Annotated in this window: 14 protein-coding genes; 4 read left to right on the forward strand and 10 right to left on the reverse strand. The window is 69.6% G+C overall.

All coding sequences use genetic code 11. The features are described from left to right. Positions 1-15 precede the first annotated feature (15 nt). Positions 16-819, forward strand: coding sequence for a DUF72 domain-containing protein (locus tag J0I47_RS12855; RefSeq protein ID WP_294047382.1), 804 nt, complete (start codon positions 16-18; stop codon positions 817-819). Here J0I47_RS12855 and J0I47_RS12860 read toward each other — a convergent pair whose 3' ends face one another. From J0I47_RS12860 to hemC, 3 genes are read right to left on the reverse strand one after another with little or no spacing between them, the layout of a single operon-like run. Then, positions 820-1,665 carry a hypothetical protein gene (locus J0I47_RS12860; protein WP_294047383.1) on the reverse strand — a complete coding sequence of 282 codons (846 nt, stop codon included), beginning with the start codon at positions 1,663-1,665 and terminating at the stop codon, positions 820-822. A 31-nt stretch (positions 1,666-1,696) separates the two neighbouring features. Beyond that, positions 1,697-2,371 carry a uroporphyrinogen-III synthase gene (locus tag J0I47_RS12865; protein WP_294047384.1) on the reverse strand — a complete coding sequence of 225 codons (675 nt, stop codon included), beginning with the start codon at positions 2,369-2,371 and terminating at the stop codon, positions 1,697-1,699. Continuing rightward, positions 2,368-3,270 carry a hydroxymethylbilane synthase gene (gene hemC / locus J0I47_RS12870; protein ID WP_294047385.1) on the reverse strand — a complete coding sequence of 301 codons (903 nt, stop codon included), beginning with the start codon at positions 3,268-3,270 and terminating at the stop codon, positions 2,368-2,370. Before hemC ends, J0I47_RS12865 begins: the two co-directional genes overlap by 4 nt. Before the next feature lie 52 nt (positions 3,271-3,322). Between hemC and tsaD the strand changes: the two genes are divergently transcribed. Next, a complete protein-coding gene (gene tsaD / locus J0I47_RS12875) occupies positions 3,323-4,348 on the forward strand; it encodes a tRNA (adenosine(37)-N6)-threonylcarbamoyltransferase complex transferase subunit TsaD (RefSeq protein WP_294047386.1) in 1,026 nt (341 codons plus the stop codon). Continuing rightward, on the forward strand, positions 4,345-5,322 hold the full coding sequence (locus tag J0I47_RS12880; RefSeq protein WP_294047387.1) for an NAD(P)H-dependent glycerol-3-phosphate dehydrogenase: 978 nt from the start codon (positions 4,345-4,347) through the stop codon (positions 5,320-5,322). Before tsaD ends, J0I47_RS12880 begins: the two co-directional genes overlap by 4 nt. Before the next feature lie 199 nt (positions 5,323-5,521). Here J0I47_RS12880 and J0I47_RS12885 read toward each other — a convergent pair whose 3' ends face one another. The 7 genes from J0I47_RS12885 to J0I47_RS12915 form a co-directional block, all read right to left on the reverse strand. Then, positions 5,522-7,366 (reverse strand): TniQ family protein, encoded by a 1,845-nt coding sequence (locus tag J0I47_RS12885; RefSeq protein WP_294047388.1) that lies wholly within the window; start codon positions 7,364-7,366, stop codon positions 5,522-5,524. Next, entirely contained in the window at positions 7,366-8,997 is a 1,632-nt protein-coding gene (locus J0I47_RS12890; protein WP_294047389.1) for a TniQ family protein, read from the reverse strand. Before J0I47_RS12890 ends, J0I47_RS12885 begins: the two co-directional genes overlap by 1 nt. Before the next feature lie 132 nt (positions 8,998-9,129). Then, positions 9,130-10,218 (reverse strand): ATP-binding protein, encoded by a 1,089-nt coding sequence (locus J0I47_RS12895; protein WP_294047390.1) that lies wholly within the window; start codon positions 10,216-10,218, stop codon positions 9,130-9,132. Then, the gene (locus J0I47_RS12900; RefSeq protein ID WP_294047391.1) at positions 10,215-12,419 is read right to left on the reverse strand and encodes a hypothetical protein; all 2,205 of its coding nucleotides are present in this window, start codon (positions 12,417-12,419) and stop codon (positions 10,215-10,217) included. Before J0I47_RS12900 ends, J0I47_RS12895 begins: the two co-directional genes overlap by 4 nt. Further along, on the reverse strand, positions 12,419-13,108 hold the full coding sequence (locus J0I47_RS12905) for a hypothetical protein (protein ID WP_294047392.1): 690 nt from the start codon (positions 13,106-13,108) through the stop codon (positions 12,419-12,421). The genes J0I47_RS12900 and J0I47_RS12905 overlap by 1 nt, the downstream gene beginning before the upstream one ends. A 40-nt stretch (positions 13,109-13,148) precedes the next feature. Next, positions 13,149-13,907: a hypothetical protein gene (locus tag J0I47_RS12910; protein ID WP_294047393.1), complete on the reverse strand. Its 759-nt coding sequence runs from the start codon at positions 13,905-13,907 to the stop codon at positions 13,149-13,151. After that, positions 13,898-14,296 (reverse strand): hypothetical protein, encoded by a 399-nt coding sequence (locus J0I47_RS12915; RefSeq protein WP_294047394.1) that lies wholly within the window; start codon positions 14,294-14,296, stop codon positions 13,898-13,900. Before J0I47_RS12915 ends, J0I47_RS12910 begins: the two co-directional genes overlap by 10 nt. A 204-nt stretch (positions 14,297-14,500) precedes the next feature. On the opposite strand from J0I47_RS12915, the gene J0I47_RS12920 reads away from it, so the two are divergent. Beyond that, on the forward strand, positions 14,501-15,565 hold the full coding sequence (locus J0I47_RS12920; protein WP_294047395.1) for a hypothetical protein: 1,065 nt from the start codon (positions 14,501-14,503) through the stop codon (positions 15,563-15,565). Positions 15,566-15,594: the final 29 nt, after the last annotated feature.

Here is a 15,594-nt window from a genome sequence, read left to right on the forward strand (position 1 = left end):
CGCTATCGTCGCCCGATGGCAGCGATACGAATCGGCATCGGGGGGTGGACGTACGAGCCGTGGCGCGGGTCGTTCTTCCCCGACAAATGGCCGCACAAGCGCGAGCTCGAATATGCGGCGGGCAAGCTGACCGCGATCGAGGTCAACGGCACCTATTATTCGGGGTTCAAGCCTGCGACCTTCGCGGGCTGGGCGAAAGTCGTGCCAGACGACTTCGTGTTCACGCTGAAGGCCTCGCGCTTCTGCACCAACCGCAAGGTGCTGGCGGAGGCCGGCGAGTCGGTCGCGCGGTTCGTTGGGCAAGGTATCGTCGAACTGGGCGCCAAGCTCGGGCCGATCCTGTGGCAGTTCATGGCGACCAAGAAGTTCGACGCGGACGATTTCGGGGCGTTCCTGAAACTCTTGCCTGCCAGCCAGGACGGCGTCCCGCTGCGCCACGCGGTGCAGGTGCGGCACGACAGCTTTCATGTGCCGGCGTTCGTCGCCTTGTGCCGCGCCGCCGGGGTGGCGATCGTCTATGCCGAATCGGCGGACTATCCGGCGATCGCCGATGTGAGCGGCGATTTCGTCTATGCCCGGCTGGAGAATGCGGTGGAGGACGAGCCGCTCGGCTACCCGCCCGCCGCGCTCGATCGCTGGGCCGGCGTGGCGAAGGAGTGGGCGGCGGGCGGATCGCCCGAGGGACTGCCCCCCGAGGGACTGCCTTATGTCGCGCCGCCCGCGCCGACGACCCCGCGCGACACGTTCGTGTTCATGATAAACGGCGCCAAGGTGCGCGCGCCGGTGGCGGCGATGGCGCTGATCGAGCGGACGCGCTGACTATCGGATCGCGGGCGCGGGGTTGGCGGCGCGGCCGCCGATCGCCGCCGCATCCAACGTGTCGAGCGCGCGCCGCGCCGTCACGTAGCGTCGCGCGCCGGTCAGCCACGACGAGGCCTGGCTCGCACCGGGCATGCGCGCGAGTTCTTCCACCGCGGCCTCGACCTGCCCGGCATCGAGCAGCCGCTTGACGCGGTTCAGCCGTTCGCCCGGAACGGGCGACGGCGTGTCCTTGGGGTGGATCACGATCAGGCTGGTCAGCATCCGCCACACCGCACCGCCCCAGCCGCCGCTGTCGGTCGGGCCGAGCGCCAGTTGTGGGCCGATCCGGTCGATCCCGGCGCGCAGATCCTCGATCGTCAGCGGGTTGCGCCCGGCATCGACGATCGCGGCGACCTCGCTCGGCTGGCTGGTGCCGAAACGGTCGCGCAACTGCTGTTCGAGATAGCCGAGCCCGAGCCCGCGATCGATCGCGCGGCGCGCGGCGAACGCGACCATCAGCGCTTCGGCGCGCGTCGCATTGCCATAAGCGGTGGCGGCGGCGCCGGTTACCGCCGAGGTGCGCTGTTCGAGCGCGGTCAATTGCGCGCCGAGCAGTTCCTCGCGCGCCGACAATGTCGCGGGATCGGTCGCGACCGGCGGGGTGACGATCACCTTGGTCGCCGGGGCGGCGGCGGTCGGCGCGGCGGCGGGCTGAGTCGTCGTCGTGGTATCGCCGTGGAAGCGGTTCATCGCCCAGACGGTCAGCAGGATGCTCAGCACCGCGACCGCGCAGGCGATCGCGAGTCCCACCGTCAGCGAGATGCGGCGCGGCGGCAGCGGGGCGGACGGGACGACGTCGCTCATGCGGTCCTTATCCGCGCCGCGGCGGGCACCGTCAATCGGCGAGCGCGGCGGCGCACGCCACGAGCGCGTCGTCGGTCGGGACGTCGGCGGTGGCGATGTCGGCCCAGCCGGGGCCGGCGGCATCGGCCACCGCTCGGCTGATCGCGGCGAGGCGGAGGGCGGCGCGGTCGATCGCGGCGGCGTCGATCAGTTCGGCGAGGCGCGATGCGGCGCGGGCTGAGTGAAGCAGGGCGACGGCGCCATCGAGCCGCGCGACGGTGGCGGGCGCGACGGGCAGCGGCTCGCTCGCATAGACCGCCTCCGCCTGGGCGACGATGCCGCCGGCGTCGAGCTTGCGCTCGCGTCCGGCCAGCAACAGCGCGCGGCGAACGCCGATCGCTGCCATCCGATCGACCAGTGCGGCGGCATCGGCGTCACCGGTCACGGCGATCGTGAATCCCGCCTCGCGCGCGGCAGCGGCGGTCGTGGCGCCCACGGCATGAACCGGCAAGTCGCGCAATTCGGCCAGACCCGCACCACCGAAGCGAACCGCATTGGCGCTGGTCAGGATCAGCGCGTCGAACACCGACGGATCGGACGGCGCCCAGTCGAGCGCGCGCACCTCAAACAGCGGCAGGCGGATCGTCGCCAGCCCGATCGCGTCCAGCCGGGCGATCGTCGCGGCATTGCCCGGCTCCGGACGCAGCACCGCGACCGCACGGCTCATCCGCCGAACCCGGCGCGTACCGCCGTCGGCGCGGCGTCGAGCAACGCGCGGGCGAGGTCGGCGGCGAGCGCCATCCCATCCGCCCCGGCGGCGGCGGCCGCGACATGCTCGGCCCCGTCTTCCGAGAACAATTCCGCGCGCAACGTCACCGTCTCCCCGTCGATCGTCGCCAGCGCGGCGACCGGCGAATGGCAGGTCGCCTCCAGCGTCGCGAGCAACGCGCGCTCGCACGCCACCGCCCGGTGCGTCGGCGCATGGTCGATCGCCGCCAGCATCGCGCGCACGGCCGCGTCGTCGGCGCGGCACTCGATCCCGACCGCCCCCTGCGCGGGCGCCGGCAGCATGTCCGCGACCGCGATCGCCGATCCGACGTCATGACGCCCGAGCCGTTTCAGCCCCGCCGCCGCGAGCAACGTCGCATCCGCCTCGCCCGCCGCCAGCTTCGCCAGACGCGTATCGACATTGCCGCGGAACAGCACGACCGACACGTCGGGCCGCGCGCGCAGCACCTGGGCGCGGCGGCGCGGGCTGCTGGTGCCGACCACGCCGCCGGGGCGGATCGCGGCGAGGCTGTCGGCCCCGACCAGCCGGTCGCGCACGTCGGCGCGTTCGAGCATCGCGGCGATGACGATCGCCGTGGGGCGGATCGTCTCGACATCCTTCATCGAATGCACCGCGATGTCGATCTCGCCGCCGAGCAAGGCGCGGTCGAGCTCCTTGGTCCACAGCGCCTTGCCGCCGATCTCCGCCAGCGCGCGATCCTGCACGCGGTCGCCCGTCGTCCTGATGACGCAGATCTCGACCGCGACGCCGTGCGCGGCGGCGAGCGCGTCCTTGACCATGTTCGCTTGAGTGAGCGCGAGCGGCGAACCGCGCGTGCCGAGACGGATCGGGGGCATGGCTTGTGCTACCGGGCGAGGGGCGTAGAGGAAAGACCATGCTTGTGCAGCCATGTTGATCCTGGGCCTCGAATCCTCGTGCGACGAGACCGCGGCGGCGCTGGTGACCGGTGACCGCCGCATCCTCGCGCACAAGCTGGCGGGGCAGGAGGCGGCGCACGCGCCGTACGGCGGCGTCGTTCCGGAAATCGCCGCGCGCGCGCATGTCGAGGTGCTGGCGCCGCTGGTCGAGGCTGCGCTGGCGGAGGCCGGCGTCACGCTGGCCGAGGTCGACGCGATTGCCGCGACCGCCGGGCCGGGGCTGATCGGCGGGGTAATGGTCGGGCTGGTCACCGGCAAGGCGCTGGCGCACGCGGCGGGCAAGCCGTTGGTCGCGGTCAACCACTTGGAAGGGCACGCGCTGAGCCCGCGACTCGCCGATCCCGCGCTCGATTTTCCCTATCTGTTGCTGCTGGTGTCGGGCGGGCATTGCCAGCTGCTGCTGGTCGAGGGCGTCGGGCGCTATCGCCGGCTGGCGACGACGATCGACGATGCGGCGGGCGAGGCGTTCGACAAGACCGCCAAGATCCTGGGGCTCGGCTTTCCCGGCGGGCCGGCGGTCGAGCGCGCGGCGGCGCTGGGCCAGCCGATCGTGCCGCTGCCGCGTCCGTTGTTCGGATCGGCCGAGCCGCATTTCTCGTTCGCGGGCCTCAAGAGCGCGGTGCTGCGCGCGTACGAGGCGGGAACGTGGGCGACGGAGGACATCGCCGCGAGCTTCCAGCAGGCGGCGGTCGATTGTCTGGTCGATCGCACGCGGCGGCAATTGGGGGAGATCGACGCGACGGCTTTGGTCGTGGCCGGCGGGGTCGCCGCCAACGGCGCGGTGCGCGCGGCGTTGGAGAGCCTAGCCGGCGACTATGACCTGCCGTTCGCGGTGCCGCCGCAATGGCTGTGCACCGACAATGCCGCGATGATCGCCTGGGCCGGGGCCGAGCGGTTCGCGGCCGGGTTCAGCGATCCGCTCGACACGGTGGCGCGCCCGCGCTGGCCGCTCGACCCGGATGCGGAAAAGGTGCGCGGCGCGGGAGTGAAGGCATGAAGATCGGCGTCATTGGCGGCGGGGCGTGGGGTACGGCGCTCGCGCAGGTCTCGGCGCAAGGGGCCGAACCCGTGATGTTGTGGGCGCGCGAGCCGGAGGTGGTGCACTCGATCAACCACCGCCACGTCAACGACCTGTTCCTGTCGAGCGTGCCGCTGTCGCCGACGATCACCGCGACCGACGATCTCGACGCCTTGCGCGACGCGGACGCCGTGCTGGTGGTGGCGCCGGCGCAGCATGTCCGCGCGGTGCTGAGCACGGTCGATTTCGGGACCACGACGCTTGTCCTATGCGCCAAGGGAATCGAGGCTGGCACGCGCAAATTGATGTCCGAAGTCGTGCAGGAAGTGCAGCCGGGCGCGCGGATCGCCGTACTATCCGGGCCGACGTTCGCGCATGAGGTCGCCGCGGGCTTGCCGACGGCAGTGACCCTCGCCTGTTCGGACATCGACATGTATCTGCCGCTGGCGACGCGGCTGACGGGCACCAATTTGCGGCCTTACGGTACCGACGACGTGATCGGGGCGGAGATCGGCGGGGCGGTCAAGAACGTGCTGGCGATCGGCTGCGGCGTGGTCGAGGGGGCGGCGCTCGGCCAGAACGCGCGCGCGGCGCTGATCGCGCGGGGCTTCGCGGAGATGACGCGGTTCGGGCTCGCGCGCGGCGCGCAGGCGGAGACGATGGCGGGGTTGTCGGGGCTCGGCGACCTCGTCCTCACCTGCTCCTCGACCAGCAGCCGCAATTTCTCGCTCGGCGTCGGGCTCGGTCAGGGCAAGTCGGCGGCCGAGCTGCTGGCCGATCGCCGCACCGTCGCCGAAGGGGCGTTCACCGCGCCGGTGTTGCGCGAGGCGGCGGCGGAGGCGGGCATCGACATGCCGGTGTGCACTGCGGTCTGCCAGTTGCTCGAGGGCGCGCCGGTCGCCGCCGTGATCGGCGCGCTGCTGGCGCGACCGTTGCGTGACGAGCGGGGCTAGGGTTCGACGTCACTGAACGGGCCCGAAGCGGCAAAGCCGCTTCGTCGGACAGCGCCCCGGGGGCGCTGCCGGCCGGCCTCGCCGCCGGGACGCGGATTAGCGGGCGCTAATCCGCTGCGGCGATCTTAACAGACCCAATTAAGCTGCACCAAACTGCCCATCTTGGCCATGATTAGAGCCTCCTTGGTCGCAATTCGACCTACTTCGGATCGCGCTTGGACTCAAATACGCTGGTCTTCAGAACGGCGAGCGTTTCTGGGCGCGGGAAAATGGGCCGCACATCCTTCGACCCCGACACGACTGATCGCACGCCAGCGTCGGCGAGCGCCGACAGCAAAACATTCCTAGCCACCCCCGTCGCCCTCTCCAAGGCGCCAATCGATATGAAATTCCGCTCGAGATCGGCGAGCGAAGCCAGCGCGGGTCCATGCGCGATCTGACCGTTGCGCGCCGCGCGCCTGGCGAACCGTAGATGCCCCGCCGCGCGCAGCTTGGACAGGGTGACCGTGTTCAGTCCAGTCATGTCGGCCGCTTCTGCAGGGGTGATGGACGGCTCGTCGTCCGCCGCTCGTCCGGGCGAAACGGAGGCGAGCACCTCTTTGCGCTCCACCAACAAGGCCGACAGGCCCGATCCGCTAGACAGCGTGCCGGCGACCTGCAGCCTGCCCTCGCGCAGCGCGCGGTAGACCGCCACCCAGCGTCGAAACAGCTTGTTGGCATCCACGACACGGATCAGGTGGGGCGGAACGACTTCGAAAACCGGCGTACTCAGCGCATGCTCGAACAGGCTGATGACGCCATCCAGATCGTAAAAGTGGGTCTTGGGGGTCGAAGGGCGAGCCCCCGGCAGCAGGTCAGGATTGCCACCTCTTTCCATCACGCCACGGAACTGGTTGCGGCTTAATCCAAGAATCTGTTGCACATCGGACTTGCGACCAAGGCCGAACACGGCGCGGGCGCGGGCTATGGCCTGTTCGAGCGCCGCACGTCCCGACAACAAAGGCGCCTCGTCGGACGGAGCGGCGGCGGCGGAAGTAGGCGCTTGCTGAATCGCGCGTCCGAAAAGTCGAGTAGCGGGACCACATTTCAGCGATCGACTGGCGTGTTGGAAGACGGCCTCCCGGAAAGGCGACAGCGTCGCGGCGTCCCTGCGGTCGAGCCACTTGTAGAGATCGCCATATGCCTCTCCAGGCGTCCTCAGGAGCCCGCGGCGGGCTGCCCGGTCGAGCGCGTCGAAGAACCCTTCCTGGCCCTTTTCGAGGATTGAGCCGCCCCGCGCCGTCAACTCCATCTTATCGCCGAGCGGAAGGGTCCTAACCAGGCCGACCTTCGAGCCATGCTCATCGAGGATCCCGGTCCGTAGGGCGAGGCCGGCGGCGAGGTCGACACTGAGCCCGTCGGCCCAAAGCGGGCTTTCAACGCCCCGCATCATGGCGAGCAGTTGCGCGTCATAGCCCCTGACCTCATGATCCGCCTTCAAGTCGGCGAATTTCGCACCGCATGAGCAGACGTCCGGACGCAGGTTCTTGAGCGAGAGCGGTGCGGAACAATGCGGGCAGGTCGCAAGCAGAGGAACCCGGTGGCGCGGGCAGCCGCTGATCGCCTCGGAACCCCACCAGAAGCGTCGATGGGTTCTGCACTCGACCGGACCGTCCAGGCCATCGCGGTCCTCCGCCAGGCACTGCGGACACACGCGGCCGAGCGTGCGGGGATGCGCGAGACATCCACGGTCCTCGAGCAACACGCCGCTCAACGAATATCCCTGCGGCGTCCTGACCGGAGTCGATGCCTCGATCAGCGACACCGCAATACCGGATATCCGCGCGAGCGTGTCGAGCGCGCGCCCGGTCCGGACGTCGGCGGCCAGCCGGCTCGGGCAGAAGGGCAGCGTCGCAAGGTATCCGGTAACGGTCCGGCTCCCCCGCCTCACGGCAAGGCGGGTCAGCAGGGACGCCGCCGGTTCGTCGGGGCGAAACCGGACGGTCAACGGCGCCATATCGACCCGCGACGGATCGACGGTCCGGACGAACCCACGATTGGACATCAGTGGATAACTGGAAGGTCGTCGCGGCGGTAGATGAGCTGCCGACAGGACGGAGGTGCGAATACCGGGCGGATCCCCAGAAGTTCCAACGTCTGGCGAATGCGTTTCGGCGAGGTCCGTCGTGCGCGGGCGTAGTCGGCGGCGGTCACATGGTCGCGGAAGAAATCCGACACCGATGACGAACTCACTCGACCATCAGGATCCCGCGCACCGAACGCGCCCATGCGGGCGAGGCTGCGCGCCGCCTCATGGTGGATGCCATGCAGCCTGGCGACATCCTGCACATACAGGGAATCCTTCGTCGCGCGCAACGCAGCCAGGTCCGACTGGACGACGGAGACGGCCGACAGCCCGTCGGCCGCCGTTCCACACCTCGACACCCTCAGCTTACCCTCCAGCACCTTGCGGCAAGCGACATTCAGCGGGACGGACATGTTGCGGCAGGCGAGCGGTAGTGAAACGAGCTCGTGCCCGGGCCGCGGCTCTGCCCGAGCGAAAACCTCGTGGAGGAGCGCGTCGGCGACAGCCGTGGCCCCGGCGGGCAGCGAGCCGAGGACGATCGGGTCGTTGACGAGGCGGCGCGCCTGGCTGCGCCCGACCCCCAAGGCCGCCCGCTGTTGCGCCGCCGTCGGGGCCACCGCCCCGAGCAGATCGTCGACCAAAGCCAAATCCAACGCGAATGGCACGCCACGGCGGGAACCCTCCGGGATCAAGTCAGTCGCCTCCAGCAAGCGGCGTGTGGTCGCATAGGATCGGCCGATGCGTCGGGCGACAGCCGTGGCGTTCATGGTATGCGGGACGGCGGCGCCAAGCCGTTCCTCGTCGCGCGCGATGATCCCGTTGGCTACGGCATGCTCGCGCAGGACGGGAGCGACAAGCTCTGCGGTCGCGCGCGGTGCGTCGCCCACGCAGATGTCGGAATACAGCCATCCGTAGGCGGACAAGAGCCCATCCGCCGAATCGGCCGGTCGCGCAACGACGAGCCCGTCCAGCAGCGTGCGGAAGCCCATCGGCCAGTCCGCGGCCAGCCGGAGCCCGTGCATGCGATCACCGGGCAGGTCGGCGTCTGGACGGCGCGGCTTGACGGGTCGCCACTCGAGCCGCGCCGCGCCGAGCAACTCCATCGTCCTGATGGCGTCCACCAAATCCATGCCGTCGAGCGCCGGGACGGCCGCGGCAGGCAGGTAGGAGAGGCGCGAGAGAATGTAAGACGCGACTGCGGGATCGCCTTCCTCCGCCGCGTTCGACGTGTGCTCGGCCCCACAGCCGCAACGGAGCAGGCCTCGTCGCCATGTCTGTCTCGCGCCGCACGCCGCGCACTCGTCGGTCATGCGGACGCCGTGGCGGTGGCACACGTCAACCGACCGGATGTCCCACCAGGCGAGGCTGGTCGCCCACCAGTCCGGTTCGATCCCCATCCTGCGCGCTTGGGCCTTGTCCTCGTCGACGCAGAGCGGGCAGCGTCGTCGCGAACGGACGGACCAGTCGCCCAGCCTCAACACCTGGGCGCGCAGGCGCACGGTGCGCGAAGCCGCTTCGATCACCGGCGAGTGGGAATGGACGACGTCCGCATCGAGGCCGGCCTTCTCGGCGAACGGGCGGACGCCGACACCCCTGACCATGTCCGGCATGGGGTGACCGAGATCCCTCGCCAACCGGAGGCCGTCCCCGACACCCCACCGCGATCCAAGTCGCGCGGCCGCCGCGTGACACGGTTCACCTTCACGACCGCGAAGGGTGAGGGGGAAGCGTCCGTCCACCGTTCAGGCCTTCGCGACCGACCGCTGGCCGATCCTGCGCCGAGCCCTGCGCTGAGCCTCGGCGTCCGCCGCCGCCCGCGCCGCCGCCTCGATCTGCGCGACCCAGATGTCCTTAACCTTCTCCGATTTGCACAGGAACGGGTTCTGGGACGGCGGGACGGAAGGCTGCGGCTTCGCGGGGTTGAGCAGGACGTCGCAGTCGAAGTCGATAGCCTCCTGCTCGACATCCTTCCGGCGAAGGTCCATCCAGACCTCGCCGAGCAGCTTCCGGTCGAACGCCAGTCCGCCCTCCGCGGCGCGGCGCAGGGTCGCCACGAGCAGCTTCGACACGATCCCGACGTGGCCTCCGGTCGCGACGTAGATCCGACGCGCCAGGTCGAACTCCTTCAAGCCGACCGGCGCCCCCAGCCCAAGCCGCATGTCGAAGACTTCGAGCAGGGCGCGGAAGTTGCGCTGCCCCTCCGACGTGTCCCACCGGTAGGGCGCGAGCACGATGTCCTCCTCGGTCCGGCGTTCAAGCCCATATCCGGTGTTGAGGTTGAGGATGCGCGGCGCGCCGGCCAGCACGAACTGGGCCTTCACGACGTTGAGCAGCGAGACGAGAAACTTGGCGACCGCTTCCGTGTCGACGCCGAAGATGCGGTCGGCCTCATCCAGCATGATGAGGAGGGTGTGGTGCTTCTGGACCAGATTCGCGATCTCCTCGATGATGTCCGCCGAGTTCCAGTCGCGCGGGACCTCGTGGCGCATCGCGCGGAAGATCGCCTCGACCACGCCCTTCTTGGTGCATGGGCTAGGCATCTCCGCGAGCACGGCGGTGATGCGAAGACCGTCCTCGTCGCGCACATCGTCGAACTGCCGCTTGTGCTGCCGCAGCAGCGTGGTCTTGCCGGCGCCCGGCGCGCCGGTCAGCATCAAGAGATGCCCGGGCTGCGGCCCGCGGCCATCCAGGGGCAAGCTGCGGAGCTGATGCATGCGCAGCGCCTTCTGCGCCGTCTTCATGGACGGATGGGGGATGATGCCGTTCTCGAGCCTGGCCGCGAGCGTCGCCGCAGCAACCTCGCCCGGCTCGTATCCCGTCAACTCGTTCACGACTGCATCTCCCTGATGAGCCGCATCGCCTCGGATTCGATGTCGGCCAGCAGCGACGCGTCGGCCTCCAGGGTCGCGACGGCGGGCGTGTCGTCGACCTCGTCGGCGGGGTCGACCTCATCGTCTGCGGGCGTGGCGTCCGCCGGCGGTGCCGGGAGCAGGGCCTGCGCCGGTGCCGCCAATAGCCGATCGCCCGATCCGAAGCCGGGCACGGGGGTGAAGGTGTCGCCCATGTCCCCATAGCGCGCCCACTTCAGCGCGGTGGCGAGCGTAGTGCCGCCCTCCAGGGCCCGCGCGCGCGCCGCCTCCACGCGGAGTCGGGCCTCGGCCAGATCCTCGATGCAGGGCACCTCGTCCCTTCCGATGTGATCGATGGCGTCGCCCCTCCAGATCGCATACTGCTGCTCGGAGACGCCGTCCGTCAGCGCGAAGTCGATGTTGCGGATCTCCAGCCATCCCTCGCCCTCGACGAGGATCCAGATGCGCCCCAGGTCGGCCCGGTCGCGCCGGAACGTCCACATGCGGTCCTTCGCGCCAGTGCGGCGCAGGAGGCGCGCGAGCAGGGGCTCGTCGACGTAGATCTGGTTCTTGATGTGGATTCCGGTCGACAGGATCTTGCGCTCGAAGATCTCGCCGGTGATGCGGTATGCGTTGTCGGGGTCGGGCGCCCAGCGGACGCCGTAGCGATCGACGAGCATGGTCCACGCCTGGTGCGGCGTCATCTCGCGGCCGTATTTGCGGAAGAGCGCGGGGTGGGGCGTTTGGTGGTAGTCGTCGACGATCCACTCCACGATCAGCCGGTCGAGCTCCGGCCTGGTGACCTTCGCGCGCTTCGCCGAATTGTAGGTGTCGGGGTTCCACGCCTTCGTCGTCCCTTCCTGGAGATCGAAGACGCGCGCATGGAATGTGCGGAAAATCCGCTCGACGGCCGCCTTCAACCAAGGCTTTCGGCCCGGCAGCGCGATCGGGTAAACGTGGAGGAGGAGGCATGCCGTGCGGAAGCTGCGGCTCAGGAACTCCTTCCCGCGGTCGCTGATCAGCCATTCGACCAGACCGAAGCAGGGCCAGTCGTTCTTCAGCCCCGGGAAGGCCGACAGGTCCTTCTCATACATGCTGTGCGCGAGGGCGCGCTGGATCGTCATGTAGCTTGGAGGCAGGAAGCTGACGTGGATGCCGACGATGCACTTGGTCGCGCGGTCCAGGAACACGGTGATCCAGGGCCGGCCGATCGGGCGGCCGTTCTCGTCGACGACGATCAGGTCCACCAGGCAATGGTCGACCTCCACTTCCTCCAGCGGGCGGTCGGGCAGTTCGCGGAGCACGAAGATCCCGAACTTGAGCCAGGCCGCCTTCTTCCCCTCGCGCGCGACGCAGCGGTCGTAGTCGTCGTAGTGCCTCTTCAGGAAGCGCCGGAAGGTGCGGGATGCCACGATCGGGATGCCGCTCGCCTCGCAGAGCTTGCGGTAGAACTCGTAGGCGACCTGCTTGGAACGCTTGATGAGGTCGAGATACGCGCCCTTCGCGGCCTCCTCCATGAGCTGGTAGGTGTCCGTCTCGTCCTCTGACTTCGCCACCGGGTAGCGGGGATCGCGATGGCCCCGCCTTCCGTAGTCCGGCATCAGGGCCAACTCGTTGCGTCCGGAGTCGATCCAGGTGGAATACCAGGTCGCGACAGTCGATGGCTGCGGCTTGACGACAACCTTCATCCGCGCCGGCTCGGCGTCGGGATCCGCGCCGTCACGTCGCCGCACCTTGGCGGCCGCGGCCGCGGCGGCCTCGCGTTCGCGGTCCTGCCATTCGGACGACATGCGCTCCCAGACGTCCGGGACCACCGCCATCGCCGCGGCATCGACGCTGCGGTGGCAGTCGCGAACCGCATCGAGCGACTCCACGAAGGCGAGCCGGCGAAGGCACTCGCGCTGGCAGTGCGGCGGCCAGGCGTCGAACGCCGACTTGAGCTTGGCGGCGACGCGCTCGTCGAGGCCCTCGAGATCGCAGGCCCAGCGCCTAAGGCGCCGGCCGTGGTAGGCGACCACCAGATCGAGATCCGCCACGAATTCCGTGGTGTCCGAACCGTGCGGCTGGACGACCCAACCCCCGCGCGTGCGCCGGACGACCTTGAGGAGATTGTCCGAGGGCTCACCGATCTGGAGGGTGTCGCCGACGCCGATCGCCAGCCTGTTGGAGGGAGCGTGTTCCATCACCAGTAGACTTCCAGTTCGTCGTCGATGACCGCGCCGAGCGCGATCGCGACCTCGCGGTGTCCGACGAGGCCGAGCAGGCAGTTGCGGAGCCGAACGTCGAGGCCGGCGGCGCGCAGGTCGCCTATGCGGCAAGGCGACGCGAAGCTGCGCAGGATGGCGTAGACCCTGCGCGCCTCGAGGGGATCGATCGCGGTCGCCGCCGCATGGATCCACCGGGCGTTGGAGAGCCGCGTGCCCACGCGCAGCGCCTCGCGCGGGCAGAGGCGGTGGACGGCGTCGCGGGCGGCGCTCTCGGCCTCGATGGACTCGAGCCGGCCCTTGAGCGTGGGGTCAGCGCCGAACCGTGCGCCCGGCTTGACCTGGAAGTAGCAGCGCTCGCCGTGAACCGACGCCGCGAACACGTCGGGCACGTAGGTCGTCCAGCGCGAGCCGTTGTGGACGCGGAACCGCTCGGGCTGCGAGACCAGCTCGACCGTGCGGTAGTCGACGTCCAGCATGACCAGCAGGTCGCGCTCGCCGGCGCTCTCGAACACCAGCCGCTTCGAGGTCGTCAACGACATGAACTCGCCGGTGCAGGACTGCGAACTGGTGCGGCGCGACGGATCACGGACGAGATCGGACGCGAGGTCCGGCAGCAGGAAGCCGGCACCCGCACCATGCCGGTTCCGCGGCGCGGGGACCGGCATCGGTTCCTGCGGTCCATCCGGACTCGCAACCAACGCGCCGTTAGTAGGCATCGTCGGATGACAGGTGGATCATGCTGTCGTCGCTGAACTCGTGCTCCTCGGGCGACCAGAGCTTGCCTTCCCGGATGAGGTGGCGGACGGCGGCCTCTACCCCGCAGCGCGAGCCGAGCTCGGACACCAGGAATCCGAACGACAGGGCGCGGCCGCGCTGGTGGAAGGTGCCCAGAACGGACTTCGCGTCGTCCACCACCCGCGCGAGCCGGGCGCGCCGGCGGAAGGTGGCGCGTCCCGACCCGCCGCGAGCGTCACCGACGCCCCACTCCGCCGCCCTGTCCTTCAAATGGGGAGGACCGTCCCTCCACTCCGTGGCGCGCCGCACGCCCGTCGGCGTCCTGGACGCGGCGCTCGGGAAGCTGACCTCGGCCCTGGCGTCGAGCCAGCCCTGATCCCCCTCGACCCTAACGAACCCCGAGAGCGTGATGAGCGGCCTGCCGATAGGCGCGCCGTCCGCGTCAACCACGATCAGGTCGATCGGGATCTGGCGGTTGAACGTCCAGCGCATCTCGCGGCGCAGATCGAGCCAGCGCTGGATCACCGCCATCCGCCGCCGCACCGCCTCGTAGGACACGTAGGGCAGCCCTGCATCGCGGAGCTCCCTGAGCGCTCGGTCGTGCGCCTGCTTGGCGCAGGGCGGCATCGAAGGGAGGAACTCGGTGCCGATCGCGTGGGCGAGCACCCGCTCGACCCTTTCGCTGAGACGTCCGCCCGCGAACGTCCATCCGTCGAACCTCAGTGCCATCCGCCACCTCCCGCAAGTGCGGAATGCTGGCAGGCCTCCACCAACGTCGCGCCGGAAAGATAGCCGGGCGTCAGGACGCGGACTGCCCCGCGCCCGACGAGCTCGAGCACCGCGAAGCGCGCCGCGACGCGCGAGCCGAGAGCCGCGACGATGGCGTCGAACGGCACCGGGGCCGCCGATTCCCCCAGCAGCGCCAGCACGGCTTCGGTGGCGAACGAGCCGACGGGGCGAAGCGTGGCGTGGATGGCGAGCGGGCCGAGAACGCCCGACCCCGGCTCCGACGCCGTCGCCGACATCGCCCTGCGAGCCTGCTCGAACACCATCGCGCGGTGGTGGCGCTCCACCATGCCCTTTGCGGAAGGCGGCATCGTCGGAACCAGTCTCGTCATCAGTCGCACCGTCGCAACTGCACATTCCATTCCACTCATATCAAGCGACTCATCCTGCCTGAACGTGGTAGTAATAAGAGAGGAAAAGCCGTGCCCTGTCAATCCCATTCCGATCACGTTCCTTCTTGGCAGCGCGCACTGGCGCGCTTCTTGCTGCCACAGGAACGATCGCCTATCGTCGCGCGCGATGATGCAGGGGCGTTCATGACGGCTGATGGCGAGGACTGGCGGGACGACCCGCGCTGGCTCGAGCTGACGCTCGAGAAGCGCGCGGTGGCGCTGACACGCATGGAGGTGATCAAGCGCTACCTGGCGCTGGAAAGGCGTTCGGCGGAACAGGCCGATCGTTTCGCCGCCGAACTCGGGATCGGCCGGTCGCGCTTCTACGGTCTATGCAAGCTGTGGGAGCGGACGGGATCGCCCGCCCCACTGGCGCCATACAGCGAACCGGTCGTGCCGAAGCGGCCGTCGGTGAAGGCAGAGCGCGTCGCCGAGATCGAGGCCAGGATCGGCAGTGCCCTCGGCTCGACCCGCGACCGCACCCCGAACGTCATCGTCGACGCCGTCGCGCGCGGCTGGGGCGATCAGACCAAGCCGCCGGCGCGGGAGACGCTGCGCCGGTTCGTGCTGCAGGCCATCGCCAAGGAGGAGACCGAGAACGGCGAGGTGATCCGACGGGAGGCGAACGAGGTGGCGCGCTGGTTCGGCGAGGTCATCGTCTTCGACCATTGCCTGGTCGACATCTTCGCCGAGCAACGGCCTTTTCCAAGGCGTCCGACCCTCACTTTGGCGATCGACCTGTTCACGGGCGCGCCGATCGGCCACGCCGTCGCCTTGACCCCGCCAAGCGCCGACATGGTCGTCGCCGCCATCGACGACGCGACGCTCCGGTCAGCGAACCTGTCCGGTGGCCCCGTGCGGCCGCGGATCGTCTTCGGATCCAGCTATGCCGCCGACTGGACGCGGTTGATCAAGCGGTTCCAGTCGTCCGGCATCGTGATGTCGGGACGCCGGTCGCCCGAACTTCCGTTCGGCGCCCCGACCGCCCGATTGATCGGGCCGCGTCTCGGCCGGCTGCGCCTGCTCGCCCGCGCCGGTCACGAGCAGGATGGCGCCACGGCAGGCTTCGATCCGGCGACGCATCCCGTCCTTTCGCTGGAGCAAGCCAAGTCCGTCATCGTCACGAACCTCGCGACCCTCCTCGTCGAACGGCTCGGCGAGAGCGGCGGTCGGCCGCTGCTCTTCGACCTCGCAGACGACCGGGACTGAGCGCTTCCCATTAACCGAATATACCGCGA

The sequence above is a fragment of the Sphingomonas sp. genome (genome assembly GCF_017304635.1).
Taxonomy (GTDB): Bacteria; Pseudomonadota; Alphaproteobacteria; order Sphingomonadales; family Sphingomonadaceae; genus Sphingomonas.

Excerpts from the sequence above, each read along its gene's own strand:
- J0I47_RS12855 (WP_294047382.1), top strand. The coding sequence starts at position 16 with ATGGCAGCGATACGAATCGGCATCGGGGGGTGGACGTACGAGCCGTGG.
- J0I47_RS12860 (WP_294047383.1), bottom strand. The coding sequence starts at position 1,665 with ATGAGCGACGTCGTCCCGTCCGCCCCGCTGCCGCCGCGCCGCATCTCG.
- J0I47_RS12865 (WP_294047384.1), bottom strand. The coding sequence starts at position 2,371 with ATGAGCCGTGCGGTCGCGGTGCTGCGTCCGGAGCCGGGCAATGCCGCG.
- hemC (WP_294047385.1), bottom strand. The coding sequence starts at position 3,270 with ATGCCCCCGATCCGTCTCGGCACGCGCGGTTCGCCGCTCGCGCTCACT.
- tsaD (WP_294047386.1), top strand. The coding sequence starts at position 3,323 with ATGTTGATCCTGGGCCTCGAATCCTCGTGCGACGAGACCGCGGCGGCG.
- J0I47_RS12880 (WP_294047387.1), top strand. The coding sequence starts at position 4,345 with ATGAAGATCGGCGTCATTGGCGGCGGGGCGTGGGGTACGGCGCTCGCG.
- J0I47_RS12885 (WP_294047388.1), bottom strand. The coding sequence starts at position 7,366 with ATGTCCAATCGTGGGTTCGTCCGGACCGTCGATCCGTCGCGGGTCGAT.
- J0I47_RS12890 (WP_294047389.1), bottom strand. The coding sequence starts at position 8,997 with ATGCCGGACATGGTCAGGGGTGTCGGCGTCCGCCCGTTCGCCGAGAAG.
- J0I47_RS12900 (WP_294047391.1), bottom strand. The coding sequence starts at position 12,419 with ATGGAACACGCTCCCTCCAACAGGCTGGCGATCGGCGTCGGCGACACC.
- J0I47_RS12905 (WP_294047392.1), bottom strand. The coding sequence starts at position 13,108 with ATGCCGGTCCCCGCGCCGCGGAACCGGCATGGTGCGGGTGCCGGCTTC.
- J0I47_RS12910 (WP_294047393.1), bottom strand. The coding sequence starts at position 13,907 with ATGGCACTGAGGTTCGACGGATGGACGTTCGCGGGCGGACGTCTCAGC.
- J0I47_RS12915 (WP_294047394.1), bottom strand. The coding sequence starts at position 14,296 with ATGACGAGACTGGTTCCGACGATGCCGCCTTCCGCAAAGGGCATGGTG.
- J0I47_RS12920 (WP_294047395.1), top strand. The coding sequence starts at position 14,501 with ATGACGGCTGATGGCGAGGACTGGCGGGACGACCCGCGCTGGCTCGAG.